Genomic DNA, 14,510 nt, shown 5'->3' on the forward strand with positions numbered 1-14,510 from the left:
TTTCAACAATAAGAATATGAAAAAGATAGTCACAGGCCTGGTACTGCTGCAAATGTGCTTTTCCTGCAACTACTTGGACGTGGTACCAGATAACATTGCTACCATTGATTACGCATTCCGGACACCGCTCACGGCCGAGAAATATCTGTTTACGTGCTACTCTTGGTTGCCATCGCATGCCAACTATGCTAGCAGTAATCCGGCTATCTCCGGCGCCGATGAAATCTGGTACAATGCTTATTTCAACGAAAGTTATGCAGCATTCTCCATCGCACGAGGCAACCAGAATGTGTTAACGCCCTATGTAGATTATTGGGTGGGCTCACAAGGTGGAAAACCGTTGTTCCGGGGCATCCGCGAATGCAATATTTTCTTGGAGAATATCCATAAGGTAAAGGAGATGAGTGAATTCGACAAAGATCGCATGCGTGCCGAGGCAAAGGTGCTTAAAGCCTATTACCATTTCTGGTTGATGCGCATGTATGGTCCTATTCCAATTATCCGCGACAATTTGGATATCACGGCAGAGGAAAATACCATCCGTAATCTGTTGCGCCGCCCGGTTGATGAATGCGTGGATTACATTGTTGAATTGATAGATGAAGCGTCGCCGAATTTACCCGATGAAGTGCCATTTGAGGTACAGGAAAAGGGGCGGATCACCAAACCCATTGCTTTAGCCATCAAAGCGCGGGTATTGGTGACGGCTGCCAGCCCGCTATTCAACGGCAACACACTCTTCAGTGGGTATACGTTGAAAGATGGTACGCCGTTATTCAACAGCACCTATGACGAAACCAAATGGGAACGGGCAGCGCTCGCCTGCAAAGAGGCCATTGACCTTTGCCACCAGTTGAACAAGGAACTGAATTACTACAATATAGCACAAAGTCCTTACGCTATATCCGACACCACTGCCACGGAGCTCAGTATCCGAACGGCAATCACATTGAAATGGAACCCGGAAATTGTCTGGGGCAACACCAATAGCATGACCAATGCATACCAAACACGGAGTTATCCCCGTATTTTCCCTGGGGCTGCAAACTATTATGGAGGTGAGGCATCCGTACCAATGAAAATTGTGGATGCGTTTTACAGCAGGCATGGCGTACCCATTGAGGAAGACAAGACATGGCACTATACAGACCGCTTCGAACTGCGTACCGCAACAGCGCAGGAGCGGCTTTTCATCCAAGAAAATTACGTGACAGCAGCCATGAATTTCGACCGGGAACCCCGGTTTTACGCGAGCCTTGCCTTTGATGGCAGCCGTTGGTACGGTCAAGGGGTGTTTACCGATGAGGATAACTTCTACATCACGGCCAGGGCGGGAGGCACCGCTTCCGGACATGCGTATTCCTATTCCGCAACGGGCTACTGGCCAAAAAAGGTAGTGAACCACCTGAACGCCGCCGGTCCCACGCTATGGACTGTACAGACATACCCTTGGCCGGTTATTCGGCTGGCTGATCTTTACTTGCTATATGCTGAGGCACTTAATGAGGCCTATGGCCCTTCCCAGGAGGTTTACGATTACCTTAACCTCATCCGCCAACGTGCGGGTTTGGGAACGGTAGAGGAATCTTGGACAACGTATTCTACGAGGCCCGATAAATACCAACAGCGAAGCGGACTCCGCGAAATCATCCGTCGTGAACGAACCATTGAGCTGGCTTTCGAGGGAAGCCGATTCTGGGACCTGCGCCGATGGATGACCGCACCGGAAGAGCTAAGCAAACCTATCGTAGGATGGGACGTCCTGCAAGAAGAGCCAGAGGCATACTATCGCCAACGTGTGCTGTTTGAGCGGCAATTCCGCACACGGGATTATTTCTGGCCGGTCCAAGAATCCGAATTATTGAAGAACCGGGATATTATGCAGAGCCCCGGATGGTAAATGATGTAATCCGCAAACCACTTTACTAAGAAAAAGGATGAAAAATAGAACAATAGCGAGGTTCGTCGGCTATATATTGATAACCCTGGCGGCCTGCACGGAGGAAAAACTTCAACCCATAGCAACCGACGGAACCCCTCCACGGCCCGTCCAACAAGCTGCCGTTGAAAGTCAGTCGGGTGCCGTTAACATCACCTATCAGGCACCCGAGGGAGCGGATCTCCTCTATGTCGAGGCTGAATGCGACTTGGGTGGGGGACGGGTCGTGAATGCAAAATCTTCTTTTTACAAAGACTTTATTCGCCTGGAGGGTTTCGGCGACACGGCGACCTATGACGTCAAACTATATGCAGTAGGCCGTAATCTGAAACGTTCTACGCCTGTGATATTACAGGTTAAGCCGCTTCCTCCGCCTATCTGGGGCGTTTTCAAGTCACTGGATATCCAGGAAGACTTCGGCGGATTAACGCTCAGTTTTGAAAATATAGATTCGGCCAACATCACTATTAACGTGGAAGCACTTGATTCCATCGGCAATTGGAAACTTGCCGATGTGCTATACACCAGCCAGAAAGCCGGCACATTTTCAGTGAGGGGCTTAAAGCCAGTGCCACAGCCGTTCCGTATTTTTGTGAAAGACCGGTGGGGCAACCAGTCGGAGGTACTGGCCACCGAACTAACCCCGTTGTATGAAGAACAGATCGACAAAGGCAATTTCCGGGAATTGAATATGCCCGGGGATCCGGCGTGGTTCGGTTCCACCCGGGTTTCCTATCTTTGGAACAATACCTGGTCAGGCTCAGGCAGCGGCAGCGGCTCTTGGTTCCGCACCGACAATGGCTCAGGCATCCCCAACCATATAAACTTCGATATGGGGGTTACTGCCAAATTAAGCCGGTATATTTTCTGGCAGCGTGGTACGGTGTCCGAACACAATTTGCTGTACACCGCTGGCAGTCCGCGGGAATGGGAAGTATGGGGCAGCAATAACCCCGACCCCCAGGGCAGTTATGATGGATGGGTGAAGCTGATGGACTGCCGGATTGACAAACCTTCCGGTCTGCCAATCGGTAACAACGCTGAGGAAGACATCCGGGTGGCCGCTGCGGGCCACGAGTTCCGGTTCCCTGTTGACGCTCCACCCGTGCGTTATATCCGGATACGGGTAAACCGTACCTTTCAGGTGACAGATTACTTCTGGATGAGTGAACTAAGCTTTTTTGGACAAATACAATAACATACTGACCAATGACCTGCAAATCTGCTACATATGTCCTGTTGCTCCTGTTGTCGGGCCTTTCTGCCTGCAAAAAGCAGGACCATTATTACCGTGAATTTATCGAAGACGGAGAAAAGGTCTATGCAGGAAAACTGCAACAGTTGACCGCCCTCGCCGGCCACAACCGCATCGTCCTTTCCGGGCGGTTGCCCGCCGATCCTAACCTCCGATCGGCGAAAGTGTACTGGAACGGCTTCCAGGATTCACTGGAAGTGCCTATCCCTGCCCAAAAAATCGGCGATACGATGCAAATCGCCCTAGCCCTGGATGAGGGAAGCTACCAATTCCAAGTGTTTACCTTTAACGCAATGGGGCACCGATCGGTAAAAGCAGAAACCGAAGGGAGCGCTTACGGCGATCGCTATATCGAGACACTGTTGCCGAGGCTTCTTGGTGAAGCCGCATTCGTACACAACCAATTAAGCCTTAGCTGGCTGGGCGCTGACCAAACAGCTATCGGCACAGAAGTAAGTTATATCAATAACACGGGGTTACAAAAAACCATGATTGTTCCGCCCGGGGTGACTGACACGGTGGTTGCCGATTACCAGCCAGGGACCGTTTTCAAATATAGAACGCTCTTTAAACCTGAAGCCCGAGCCATCGACACCTTCTATACCGATTATGAGGAAGCTTCGCTGGACATCCGCCATTATGAGGATGTGGTATTGAACAAGGACCGCTTCGTGGAGTTCCGGCTTCCGGGCGATGCTTCCCCTTGGACGGGCAGCGGAAACCGGATGTCCAGTCTTTGGAGCGGTATACTTTCAGGTAACCAATCCGCCGGCGCATGGTACCGTACCAACAACGGTTCGGGCATCCCCCACCATTTCCAATTTGATTTGGGGGTGACCGCCAAACTAACCAGCTACCGCCTCTGGCAACGGGGTACCGTTAATGAACACCATTTACTTTATGATAACGGGAACCTCCGCCGCTGGGAAATCTGGGGAAGCACCGAGCCCGCAGAAGATGGCAGTTACGATGGGTGGATCAAACTGCTTGATTGTGAAATCGTAAAACCTTCGGGGACCCCTGCAGGCACGACTACTGCCGAGGATATCGCTGCAGCCCAGACAGGCCACGAGTTTATGTTCGACAATAGTCTGCCGAATGTCCGTTACATACGTATCAACGTACTGGAAACCTGGGGACAGACCGACTATATGTTTGCCAGTGAATTGACTTTCCGCGGAAGTTACTGGGGGCAAGAAGATTAATTGATTTCGTTCACTAAAATTATCGACTAAAAATGAAAATTAAACTAACGCTTATTTTCTTGGCAATTACGCCCTGGCTGGTTGTGGCAGAAGAATTGAATTACGATGTATGCATCTATGGCGGAACTTCAGCGGGCGTAATCGCTGCATATCAAGTAGCGAAAATGAACAAATCGGTGGTTATTATTGCTCCGGATGACCATATCGGCGGGCTTTCTTCCGGCGGTTTGGGTCAGACAGACATCGGCAATAAACATGCTATCGGCGGTTTATCCCGTGAGTTTTACCGCCAGTTGGGAACATACTACGGCACCCCTGAAGCCTGGAAATTTGAACCCAGCGCCGCCGCGCAATTATTCGATCGCTACATCAAAGAAATGGGAATACCCGTCATTAAAGGACAGCGGATCTCTAAGGTGATGAAAAAAAATGCCCGGATCACGGATGTAATATTGGTGCCTACTTACGGAAAGCGCCCAACACAACGCTTATCGGCATCTGTATTTATCGATTGTACCTATGAAGGTGATTTGATGGCAATGGCGGGTGTATCGTATACCGTCGGCCGGGAAGATAACAGCCAATATAACGAAACACTAAATGGATACCAGCTTCCGGAATACCTGAAACAATCCGGGCGCCACCAGTTCCCTGACGGTGTAAGCCCCTACAAAATACCCGGTGACCCCAAAAGCGGCCTGCTGTGGGGAATCGGCAACGGAAAGCCGGCAGCCGTCGGAACCGGTGACAACCGGGTACAGGCTTATAACTTCAGGATATGCCTCACCGACAGTGCAGCTAACCGCATTCCCATTACACGCCCCGAGGGCTATGACTCCACCAAGTATGAACTGCTGGCCCGATTAATCGAAGCCCAGCCCACGTTGCGGAAAGTTAATGATTACTTTATCTGGAGCCGGATGCCCAACCGGAAAACCGATATCAATAACCGTGGCGGCTTTTCGACCGACATGATTGGCGAAAATTACAATTGGCCCGAGGCTGATTTCCATCAACGGCGGAAAATCTTCAATGAGCATTTGGCGTATACCAAAGGGTTGCTTTACTTTATGGCAAGTGACCCGCGCGTTCCGGAATCGATAAGGCAGTTTGTACAGCAATGGGGATATCCAAAAGATGAATACCCCGACAACGGCAACTTCACACCCCAGCTTTACATCCGCGAAGGCCGGCGAATGGTTGGTGAATACGTCATGACAGAGCATAACTGCCGGGGCAAAGCAGTCGTAGCAGATCCCATAGGCATGGCGGCATACACCATGGACAGCCATAATACACAACGGCTGGTGGTCAACGGCATGGTGAAAAACGAAGGGAACGTTGAAGTCAAGGGCTTCCGGCCCTATCCCATTGCTTACCGTTCGATAACCCCGAAGCAGCGGGAATGCACGAATCTATTGGTTCCGGTATCCTTATCGGCTTCCCATATTGCTTTCGGTTCCATCCGCATGGAACCCGTTTTTATGATTCTCGGGCAGAGCGCAGCAATTGCTGCTGTACAGGCCATCGATCAAAAAACCTCCGTACAGCAAATAGATTATCAGCGCCTGAGAGAACAGTTGCTACAACATGGGCAAATCCTGTCGTTATAGGTATCGAACGCAAATGGCAATCCTGTATTGGTCAATCTCCCATATCTTTGTAACTTTGTGGGCAAATCAATAACTACGATTCCATGTCATACCGTATAGAACACGATACGATGGGCGAGGTTCAAGTACCCGCCGACAAATACTGGGGGGCCCAAACGGAACGCTCGCGCAACAATTTCAAAATCGGGCCGGCCGCTTCCATGCCAAAGGAAATCATCGAGGCGTTCGCATACCTCAAAAAGGCCGCAGCATACACCAATGCCGATGCAGGAATACTGCCCACGGAAAAGCGGGATTTAATCGCCCAGGCATGCGATGAAATTCTGGCCGGCCAGTTGGACGATCAGTTCCCCTTGGTTATCTGGCAGACGGGGTCAGGCACCCAGTCTAACATGAATGTGAACGAAGTGATATCCAACCGTGCGCACGTATTGCAGGGCCATAACCTGGGCGAAGGAAAGCCGTTTATCCATCCCAACGACGATGTAAACAAGTCTCAGTCATCTAACGACACCTACCCCACTGCTATGCACATTGCGGCATATAAAAAGGTGGTGGAGACCACTATTCCCGGCGTAAGAAAGCTTCGTGACACCTTGAAAGCAAAATCAGACGCATTCGCGGATGTTGTAAAAATCGGTCGCACTCATTTAATGGACGCTACCCCGCTGACGTTGGGTCAGGAATTTTCGGGTTATGTGGCCCAGCTCGATTATGGTTTAAAAGCATTGAACAATACACTTGATCACTTATCCGAACTGGCGTTGGGGGGCACAGCGGTGGGCACAGGCATCAATACTCCCAAAGGATATGCCGAGCAGGTCGCCAACTACATCGCAACGTTTACGGGCCTTCCATTCCGTACCGCGCCCAACAAATTCGAAGCGCTGGCAGCCCATGATGCTATTGTGGAGAGCCATGGGGCACTGAAGCAATTGGCCGTGGCCTTGCATAAAATTGCCAACGACATCCGGATGCTGGCATCCGGTCCCCGTTCGGGCATCGGCGAAATCCTCATTCCGGAGAATGAACCGGGATCGTCCATCATGCCGGGGAAGGTAAATCCCACGCAATGTGAAGCATTGACCATGGTGGCCGCCCAAGTGGTTGGCAACGATGTTACCATCGCATTCGGAGGAGCCAATGGGCATTATGAGCTTAACGTATTCAAACCCGTCATGGCGGCCAACTTCCTGCAATCCGCCCAACTGATAGGCGACGCATGCGTATCGTTCAACGACCACTGTGCCATTGGCATCGAACCCAATTATGATGGCATCAAAAAGCACCTTGAAAACTCCCTGATGCTCGTTACCGCACTCAACCCACACATCGGTTATGAGAATGCCGCAAAAATTGCAAAAAAGGCCCATAAAGAAAATAAGTCGTTGCGCGAGGCCGCATTGGAACTCGGCTTATTGACCAACGAACAGTTTGATGAATGGGTACGGCCAGAAGATATGATCGGCGGACTGAAGTAGCCGGAGGATACAGGCTGTTCACAGCCTGTATTCTTTTTTTATGTATCGGCGGCTGTCGCTTCAATCCGGATATGCAGCACCCGGGAGCGGAATATCTCCAAGGTGTATGGGTGCAGGAACGCCTGCCGATACAGGAAGAGTTGCTGCAATATACGTTACATGAACTGAAGTTCACCTGCGACTCCATCTACGCCGTTATGCATACAACGGCTAAAGTGAGGAATATTGCCGACTCTTGCTACAATAACGGACAATGGACCGAGTATGCGAAAGGCGTATATGTGGTAAGGGGCGACAGCTTGCTGGTAGACGGACAGTATACCCGGGCCAACTGGCGGCAGAAAACATCAGGATGCTACCGCTCGGGCCAGTACCTTCCACGCTTTAAAATCGTACAGCACACGGCCGATTCACTCATCCTTGAAAACCGTTATGATCAGCGCCCCATTCTATTGCGGAAGACGGCCACCATCACCTGCATGCCCAAGAAACGCTGGGAATAAAAAAAAGTAAACAAAAAAGGCGTCCACCATTGGCCGACACCTTCCTTGATTTATTATCAATTAAAACTATATTCGCTTAGAAAGGTAAATCATCATCTTTGCCGTCATCGGCCGAGATATCTACCGTAGGCGGTGCATCGAATGTCTGCGGGCCCGAAGCTGCCTGTCCGGCAGCATCTACCGGTGTGGTGGTCACTTTCGCCACCCGCCATGCCACTAAAGAGTTGAAGTAAGAGGTCACCCCATCTTTGTTAGTCCACGGACGTCCCCGCAAGTTGAACGAAACCTCTACCTCGTCACCCACATTCAGGTTGTCAAATAACGATGTCCGGTCTTGTGTAGCCTCGAAACGTATATATTCGACAAACTGGGGGTTTTCTGCATACTGAATAATTAAATCCCGCTTCTTGAACGTATCAGTAACCTGCTGTACGGCACCGATTTCGTGTACTTTTCCTCGTATTTCCATTACTTACTGCTAACTAACCAACAAATATCTGTTTCTGATGAATTGGTAAAATTAAGCATTTTTTACATAACGATAATAAGTACCTTTGCCAAAATCTTATGGAAGTTTTCAACACCCCGGCTAAAGTCATCATCACATGTTATAAACGGCTTTCTCCGTATTTAAAACAGGAAGTCCTGGCATTGGGCCATGAAGTAAAGCACAGCTTTTCGTCTGGTGTGGAAATCCGGGCTACCGGAAACGAATGCATCCGGCTGAACCTGAATCTAAGCTGTGCCAGTCAAGTGCTGTATTCCCTTGGCGTCTTCACCGCAAAAGACGCCGATGCACTTTACCGGGGCGTGGCCGCCATTCCGTGGGAAGAACTGATCGCCTTTGATGGCTACGTCTCCGTTACCTCCAATGTGAATAATCCCACTATTTCCACGCCGCTGTTTGCAAACCTGAAAGTCAAAGATGCGATTGCCGATCGCATCAAAGGCAAAAAGGGATTGCGGCCCGATAGCGGCCCCGATCTGAGCCGATCCGTGGTGCATTTATATTGGCAGGACGACCATGCCGAAATCTTCCTCGACACCTCGGGGGAAGTGTTGGCCAGGCATGGGTACCGCAAACATCCGGGCAAAGCCCCCATGCTGGAATCCCTTGCCGCAAGTGTGGTATATGCCACAAGGTGGGACGGGAAAACGCCCTTCATTAACCCCATGTGCGGTGCCGGCACGCTGGCCATTGAAGCCGCGCTCATGGCCACCAACCGGAAACCCGGCCTGCTCCGCATGAACTACGGCTTCATGCATATCCTTGGGTACGATGAACAGCTATTTTTTGCCGAACGAAGGCGACTTAAAGCGCAAATCGATAAAAAGCCGGTTAAAATCATTGCATCCGATATCGCCAAGGAAGCGGTAGCCATCGCACGGATGAATGCGAAGACGGCTGGAGTAGATCAGTTGATTGACTTCCATGTCTGCGATTTTGCCGAAACGCCATTGCCGGAGGGAGATGGGGTGGTTGTTTTCAACCCTGAATACGGTGAACGTATGGGCGAGCTCAGTCGGCTGACCGCCGTTTACAGCCGTATCGGCGACTTCCTCAAACAACGCTGTGCGGGAAAGCGCGGCTATGTGTTCACTGGCAGCCCCGAACTGGCCAAAAAAATCGGCTTACGAGCGGCTCGGAGAATCGAATTCTATAACGGAAAACTGGATTGCCGACTATTGGAATATGAATTGTATGCAGGCAGTAAACGACACGATTGAACAAACCGTTGCTTTTGTGAAGGCACAACTGGCCCATGCCGAAGCGGGCCACGACTGGTGGCACATCCAACGTGTCTGGAACAACGTAAACTTACTCCTGTGCCATGAGCAAGCCCATCGGCTAACCTGCGAATTGGCAGCCCTGCTGCATGATATAGCCGACAGCAAATTCCACGGCGGAGACGAAACCCTCGGCCCTCGCATTGCCGGCGAATTTCTCGGCAGCATCGGCGTAAACCCAAACGTTGTCCGGCACGTCCAAGACATCATCCTTAACATGTCTTACAAAGCGAGTTTGGGCACCGTCACGTTCCACTCCAAAGAACTTGAAGTAGTGCAGGATGCTGATCGGCTGGACGCTATAGGCGCCATCGGCATCGCCCGCGCTTTCCACTACGGAGGATTCAGGAACCGCGAACTATATCATCCTGAAGTCGCCCCAAATGTTCATCAAGACAAGGAAACATACAAGAACAGTACAGCACCTACCATCAACCACTTTTACGAGAAGCTGTTGCTGTTAAAAGACAAAATGAACACAGAAGCGGCAAAACGCATTGCAGAACAGCGGCACGCATTTATGGAGCAGTTCCTGGAACAATTCTACCGGGAATGGGCCGGCCAAACCGTTTAAGGCTTACAGATATCCTCCCATGATCATCATGCCCGTTTCACGGGCCATCCGTTGGTTATACTCATCGGTCATGCTCTTATGGTTGATGAGATCAACGATGGTACCGATCCAGCAAAAGCCTAAGGTGAGAAAATAGATAATGCCCATAGCCACCTGGTTAAGTACAAAACGCTGGATCCCGGCAAACCCAAGGAATCCCAGCAAGGTAAATAACAGTATGTCTTGGGGATTTTTCCGTTTCCCGCTATAGATAAACACAAAATGTTTTAGCTGTTCTTCGGTAAACGTTTTCGTTGCGTGTTCCAGGTAAAGCAGTTCTTCGGGAGTAACCCCTCTAATACTCATTAGTATATTCCGGTTATTCATGATGATAATGTTTCGTCCAACGACCGTATGTTTGTTTCAATAATATATATATCCGATGGATAATTACGAGGAATGCTGGTATGCCAAGCCAATGCATAGCCAATGAAGCAGTTATTTCCCCATGCATCAGCAAGGCGATGGAACGTCCTATTCCGCAACCGGGACACCAACCGACTCCCATATTCTCCAATGGGCACACCGTGAAATGATGCTCATGCGGATTGGTAAGGTACAGCGCAACCAGGGCTGTTATCCAACAGACCAATTCCAAAGGCAACGTAGCAGCACGGATAGCGAGGTTCATCCTTCCTTTGTCTGTTAGACGCATCCAACTATCGATCGTTACACATTTATCCGCCACTAGTGGTATTACCTGTTAGGCAACAAACCTACAGTTGGCATTTCCGACAATGCGGAACGATATAACCATTTGATTCCCAGTAAAGCTAAGTAATAAAAATGAACCGAACTATTACTTTTTTAACAAAATGCCTACCTTAGCCGATAATACGCCAACAGTAAATAGCTTGCTATATTGAAAATAACGTTATGAAAACCGCGTCACGATTCTTACTGACATTAACTGCATGCGTCATGTTCAACGCCTGTTCTGCACAATTCATCCAAAACCAAGTCATCGCCCACCGGGGGGCATGGAAAGTTGAGGAGCTCCCCCAAAATTCGATTGCCTCTCTTCACCGGGCCATAGAACTCGGGTGCGCCGGCACAGAGTTTGACGTACACCTCACCAAAGACGATGTATTGGTGGTTAATCACGACCATGATTTTTATGGCATGGATATCGCTACATCAACGTATGCAGAATTATTGACCAAAAAGCACCCGAACGGGGAATCCATCCCTACGGCAGAAGCGTACCTGCGTGAGGGGATGAAACAAAAGAAAACCAAACTCATTTACGAACTGAAAACTTCTAAACTGGGAAAGGAACGCACGTTATATTCGGCTGATCTGAGTGTACAACTGGTTAAAAAACTCGGCGCCGATGCTTGGGTGGAATATATTTTATTTGACTATGATGGGGCCAAGCGTGTTATTGAACTGGACCCGGAAGCTAAAGTCTATTACCTTAACGGCGACGTTGCGCCGGCACAGGCTAAACAGGATGGCTTCTATGGCTTGGACTACAACTTGAATGTATTTAAGAAAAACCCCCACTGGATCAAAGAGGCCCATGACCTTGGCTTGGTGGTAAACGTATGGACGGTAAATACGGAAGCCGACATGAACAGTTTTCTGAACCAAAACGTAGAATTCATCACAACCGACCAGCCTGCGCTTTTACTTGATATCATCGGGAGGCGACAAAACAAATAGCTATGAAACACCTGTTCAGCACAGCCGTTTTCTTCCTGCTTACCCTGGCAGCTGCCTTCGCACAGCAATTCGTTGTTGCCACTTACAATATCCGCTATGATGCTCCGGGTGATGTAGGTAACCTTTGGAAGGACAGGCACCCACACCTGGTGCAGCTTATTAAGTTCCATGGGTTTGACATCTTCGGCACGCAGGAAGGCCTTAAACACCAACTGGAAGACATAAAACGGAACCTCCCCGGCTACACCTATATCGGGGTTGGCCGGGATGACGGCAAAGCAAAGGGCGAACATTCCGCTATTTTCTACAACACCAACCGGTTTGACGTCGTGGAGCAGGGCAATTTCTGGCTTGCCCCGAATACGGAAACACCCAATAAAGGATGGGACGCCGCCCTGCCCCGCATCTGTACCTGGGGGCGTTTCAGTGAAAAGGACACCGGGTTCGAGTTTTTTCTGTTCAACGCACATTTCGACCATGTAGGTGTTGAAGCACGGAAGGAAAGTGCCAGACTCATCATCCAGAAAGCCCATGAGTTGGGCAAGGGCACACCGATGATCATTGTCGGCGATTTTAATGTCGATCAACACAATGAGAGTTATCAGGTGTTAAACAACAGTGCGGAGGTCAGCGATGCCTATGAGTTAGCTCAATTGAAATATGCACCAAACGGTACATTCAACGGCTTTAATATCAACACGAAAAGTGATAAACGCATCGACCATATTTTTCTGTCCAAACCGTTTGGTGTAACCCGGTATGGCATCCTGACCGACAGTTATCAGGCCAAGCTGCCATCCGACCATTTTCCGGTTATGGCTGAGGTCGTCGTAGAACATTAACATACTAACTATAACTCAAGTCCATGAACAGTTTAAAAGCCCTTTCATTTGGCGCATGCCTACTCTTATTCAGCCGATGCGATACGCTGAGCCAGCTTCCCGCCGCCAGCGGAACAAGCGGCAGCACGTCGTCTACTACGGTCAGTTCCAGTGAGGCGGCGTCGGGCATCAAGCAAGCGCTAAGCCAAGGGCTGGATCGCAGCATCAAATCGTTGGCTGTGCAGGATGGCTTCTTAGGCAATGCAGCCGTTAAAATCCTGATGCCGCCTGAAGCACAGAAAGTAGAGAGTGCCTTACGGGGTATCGGACTCGGTTCTCTATGTGATAACTTTATCCAAAGCCTTAACCGTGCGGCAGAAACCGCCGTAAGCGAAGCGGCCCCTGTTTTCGTATCGGCTTTATCGCAGCTAACCATCCGCGACGCTACGAACATTCTCCTCAGCGGCCAGCCGGATGCCGCCACTAACTTTTTCAAACGCACCACTACCGATGAGCTCGCCAAGCGGTTCAGTCCCATCGTAGAAAATGCCCTTGGCAAACATAACGTTGCCAGGCATTGGAATACCGTGGTTAGCAGCTATAACCAAATCCCGTTGGTTAACCAGAAAATTGAAACCGACTTGAACAAGTACGTCACGCAAAAAGCTATTGACGGGCTGTTCTACCAGGTCGCCCAAGAAGAATTGAAAATCCGGAATAACTTAGGCGGTGCACGTACCACCCCGCTTTTGCAAAAAGTATTCGGTTATGCTGACCAACAGAAAAAATGATGTGATATGAGAAATTTTCTGATTCCTGTAGATTTTTCAGACGTATCGTATACCGCGGCCCAATACGCGGTGGATATGGCTGCCCATTTAAACGCGAGGAAAATCATTTTTTACCATTCCTACGCCCATCGGCCATCCGACGGATTCGATGCAGAGGCCAACTACCAGCAGTCTTCGTTGAAGCATCTCGAAAAAATGAAGGTAAAATTACAAATGCCCGCCGGTTGGTCGCCTGAAATTCATTATTTGGCAGACGATAAGCCAGTCAGGGCAGGTGTTGAAGCCATCGTATCCGAGCACGCGGTGTCGCTTATCGTGATGGGTATTGCGGGTCTTTCCGATATTGAAAACACGCTCATCGGCCGCAACACCATGGCGGTAGCCGAATCCGGTTCGGCGCCGTTGCTCATCGTTCCAAGGAACCATATTTTCAAGCCCATACGCAAGGTGGTTTATGCCACAGACCTAAAGGACGTAGCATATATCACACCGGCCGAAAGTATTATTCGGCTCGCGGGGCAGTTAGGATCCGAAACGCATATCGTTCATGTTGATCCCACCACACAGGGACAGACGCCGGAGAAAATACTGGGCAAGCAGCAATTGCTCAAGCTGCTGGAACCACTGAACCCCATATTCGATGTGATCAGCGAATCCAAGGATAAAGCCGGAGGCATTTCCAATTACGTTAAATCCCATGACATCGACTTGATCCTCATGGCGTCACGCAATTATGGCTTCTTCCAGCGCATTTTCCATAGTAGCGTCAGCAAGAAACTGCTGAACATCGCGGATGTTCCCGTGGTTCTGTTAAAAAATAAACCGGTAGCTTAAAC

15 protein-coding genes are annotated in these 14,510 nt (G+C 49.8%); 12 read left to right on the forward strand and 3 right to left on the reverse strand.

The window, feature by feature from the left end; all coding sequences use genetic code 11:
• Window positions 1–16: 16 nt before the first annotated feature.
• The 6 genes from BM030_RS10460 to BM030_RS10485 all read left to right on the forward strand — a co-directional run bounded on the left by BM030_RS10460 (window position 17) and on the right by BM030_RS10485 (window position 7,996).
• A complete protein-coding gene (locus BM030_RS10460; protein WP_090973533.1) occupies window positions 17–1,900 on the forward strand; it encodes a RagB/SusD family nutrient uptake outer membrane protein in 1,884 nt (627 codons plus the stop codon).
• Window positions 1,901–1,937: 37 nt separating this feature from the next.
• Window positions 1,938–3,137 (forward strand): DUF5000 domain-containing lipoprotein, encoded by a 1,200-nt coding sequence (locus BM030_RS10465; RefSeq protein ID WP_090973534.1) that lies wholly within the window; start codon window positions 1,938–1,940, stop codon window positions 3,135–3,137.
• 11 nt (window positions 3,138–3,148) lie between these two features.
• The gene (locus BM030_RS10470; protein WP_090973535.1) at window positions 3,149–4,399 is read left to right on the forward strand and encodes a DUF4998 domain-containing protein; all 1,251 of its coding nucleotides are present in this window, start codon (window positions 3,149–3,151) and stop codon (window positions 4,397–4,399) included.
• Window positions 4,400–4,431: 32 nt separating this feature from the next.
• On the forward strand, window positions 4,432–6,012 hold the full coding sequence (locus BM030_RS10475) for an FAD-dependent oxidoreductase (RefSeq protein WP_090973536.1): 1,581 nt from the start codon (window positions 4,432–4,434) through the stop codon (window positions 6,010–6,012).
• 83 nt (window positions 6,013–6,095) lie between these two features.
• Entirely contained in the window at window positions 6,096–7,493 is a 1,398-nt protein-coding gene (fumC, locus tag BM030_RS10480) for a class II fumarate hydratase (protein WP_090973537.1), read from the forward strand.
• The gene (locus BM030_RS10485; RefSeq protein ID WP_244518844.1) at window positions 7,454–7,996 is read left to right on the forward strand and encodes a fumarate hydratase; all 543 of its coding nucleotides are present in this window, start codon (window positions 7,454–7,456) and stop codon (window positions 7,994–7,996) included. Before fumC ends, BM030_RS10485 begins: the two co-directional genes overlap by 40 nt.
• A gap of 76 nt (window positions 7,997–8,072) precedes the next feature.
• Here BM030_RS10485 and BM030_RS10490 read toward each other — a convergent pair whose 3' ends face one another.
• Window positions 8,073–8,465, reverse strand: coding sequence for a DUF3127 domain-containing protein (locus tag BM030_RS10490; protein WP_090973538.1), 393 nt, complete (start codon window positions 8,463–8,465; stop codon window positions 8,073–8,075).
• A 98-nt stretch (window positions 8,466–8,563) separates the two neighbouring features.
• Between BM030_RS10490 and BM030_RS10495 the strand changes: the two genes are divergently transcribed.
• On the forward strand, window positions 8,564–9,724 hold the full coding sequence (locus tag BM030_RS10495) for a THUMP domain-containing class I SAM-dependent RNA methyltransferase (RefSeq protein ID WP_090973539.1): 1,161 nt from the start codon (window positions 8,564–8,566) through the stop codon (window positions 9,722–9,724).
• Window positions 9,699–10,358, forward strand: a complete 660-nt coding sequence (locus tag BM030_RS10500; RefSeq protein WP_090973540.1) for an HD domain-containing protein — start codon at window positions 9,699–9,701, stop codon at window positions 10,356–10,358. The genes BM030_RS10495 and BM030_RS10500 overlap by 26 nt, the downstream gene beginning before the upstream one ends.
• 3 nt (window positions 10,359–10,361) lie before the next feature.
• On the opposite strand, the gene BM030_RS10505 is transcribed toward BM030_RS10500, so the two are convergent.
• Window positions 10,362–10,703 carry a TM2 domain-containing protein gene (locus BM030_RS10505; protein WP_244518846.1) on the reverse strand — a complete coding sequence of 114 codons (342 nt, stop codon included), beginning with the start codon at window positions 10,701–10,703 and terminating at the stop codon, window positions 10,362–10,364.
• 13 nt (window positions 10,704–10,716) lie between these two features.
• Window positions 10,717–11,052 carry a DUF2752 domain-containing protein gene (locus tag BM030_RS20335; protein ID WP_317615108.1) on the reverse strand — a complete coding sequence of 112 codons (336 nt, stop codon included), beginning with the start codon at window positions 11,050–11,052 and terminating at the stop codon, window positions 10,717–10,719.
• A gap of 221 nt (window positions 11,053–11,273) precedes the next feature.
• On the opposite strand from BM030_RS20335, the gene BM030_RS10515 reads away from it, so the two are divergent.
• Genes BM030_RS10515 through BM030_RS10530 form a run of 4 tightly spaced genes read left to right on the forward strand, consistent with a single transcriptional unit; the run spans window position 11,274 to window position 14,508 of the window.
• Window positions 11,274–12,062 carry a glycerophosphodiester phosphodiesterase gene (locus tag BM030_RS10515; protein WP_090973542.1) on the forward strand — a complete coding sequence of 263 codons (789 nt, stop codon included), beginning with the start codon at window positions 11,274–11,276 and terminating at the stop codon, window positions 12,060–12,062.
• Between the two features lie 2 nt (window positions 12,063–12,064).
• A complete protein-coding gene (locus BM030_RS10520) occupies window positions 12,065–12,904 on the forward strand; it encodes an endonuclease/exonuclease/phosphatase family protein (RefSeq protein ID WP_090973543.1) in 840 nt (279 codons plus the stop codon).
• Window positions 12,905–12,927: 23 nt separating this feature from the next.
• Window positions 12,928–13,674 (forward strand): DUF4197 domain-containing protein, encoded by a 747-nt coding sequence (locus BM030_RS10525; RefSeq protein WP_090973544.1) that lies wholly within the window; start codon window positions 12,928–12,930, stop codon window positions 13,672–13,674.
• Between the two features lie 6 nt (window positions 13,675–13,680).
• Window positions 13,681–14,508, forward strand: coding sequence for a universal stress protein (locus BM030_RS10530; protein WP_090973545.1), 828 nt, complete (start codon window positions 13,681–13,683; stop codon window positions 14,506–14,508).
• The last annotated feature ends 2 nt before the right edge of the window (window positions 14,509–14,510 follow it).

The sequence above is a fragment of the Parapedobacter composti genome (assembly GCF_900112315.1).
Taxonomy (GTDB): Bacteria; Bacteroidota; Bacteroidia; order Sphingobacteriales; family Sphingobacteriaceae; genus Parapedobacter; species Parapedobacter composti.

Excerpts from the sequence above, each read along its gene's own strand:
- BM030_RS10460 (WP_090973533.1), top strand. The coding sequence starts at position 17 with ATGAAAAAGATAGTCACAGGCCTGGTACTGCTGCAAATGTGCTTTTCC.
- BM030_RS10465 (WP_090973534.1), top strand. The coding sequence starts at position 1,938 with ATGAAAAATAGAACAATAGCGAGGTTCGTCGGCTATATATTGATAACC.
- BM030_RS10470 (WP_090973535.1), top strand. The coding sequence starts at position 3,149 with ATGACCTGCAAATCTGCTACATATGTCCTGTTGCTCCTGTTGTCGGGC.
- BM030_RS10475 (WP_090973536.1), top strand. The coding sequence starts at position 4,432 with ATGAAAATTAAACTAACGCTTATTTTCTTGGCAATTACGCCCTGGCTG.
- fumC (WP_090973537.1), top strand. The coding sequence starts at position 6,096 with ATGTCATACCGTATAGAACACGATACGATGGGCGAGGTTCAAGTACCC.
- BM030_RS10485 (WP_244518844.1), top strand. The coding sequence starts at position 7,454 with ATGGGTACGGCCAGAAGATATGATCGGCGGACTGAAGTAGCCGGAGGA.
- BM030_RS10490 (WP_090973538.1), bottom strand. The coding sequence starts at position 8,465 with ATGGAAATACGAGGAAAAGTACACGAAATCGGTGCCGTACAGCAGGTT.
- BM030_RS10495 (WP_090973539.1), top strand. The coding sequence starts at position 8,564 with ATGGAAGTTTTCAACACCCCGGCTAAAGTCATCATCACATGTTATAAA.
- BM030_RS10500 (WP_090973540.1), top strand. The coding sequence starts at position 9,699 with ATGCAGGCAGTAAACGACACGATTGAACAAACCGTTGCTTTTGTGAAG.
- BM030_RS10505 (WP_244518846.1), bottom strand. The coding sequence starts at position 10,703 with ATGAGTATTAGAGGGGTTACTCCCGAAGAACTGCTTTACCTGGAACAC.
- BM030_RS20335 (WP_317615108.1), bottom strand. The coding sequence starts at position 11,052 with ATGCGTCTAACAGACAAAGGAAGGATGAACCTCGCTATCCGTGCTGCT.
- BM030_RS10515 (WP_090973542.1), top strand. The coding sequence starts at position 11,274 with ATGAAAACCGCGTCACGATTCTTACTGACATTAACTGCATGCGTCATG.
- BM030_RS10520 (WP_090973543.1), top strand. The coding sequence starts at position 12,065 with ATGAAACACCTGTTCAGCACAGCCGTTTTCTTCCTGCTTACCCTGGCA.
- BM030_RS10525 (WP_090973544.1), top strand. The coding sequence starts at position 12,928 with ATGAACAGTTTAAAAGCCCTTTCATTTGGCGCATGCCTACTCTTATTC.
- BM030_RS10530 (WP_090973545.1), top strand. The coding sequence starts at position 13,681 with ATGAGAAATTTTCTGATTCCTGTAGATTTTTCAGACGTATCGTATACC.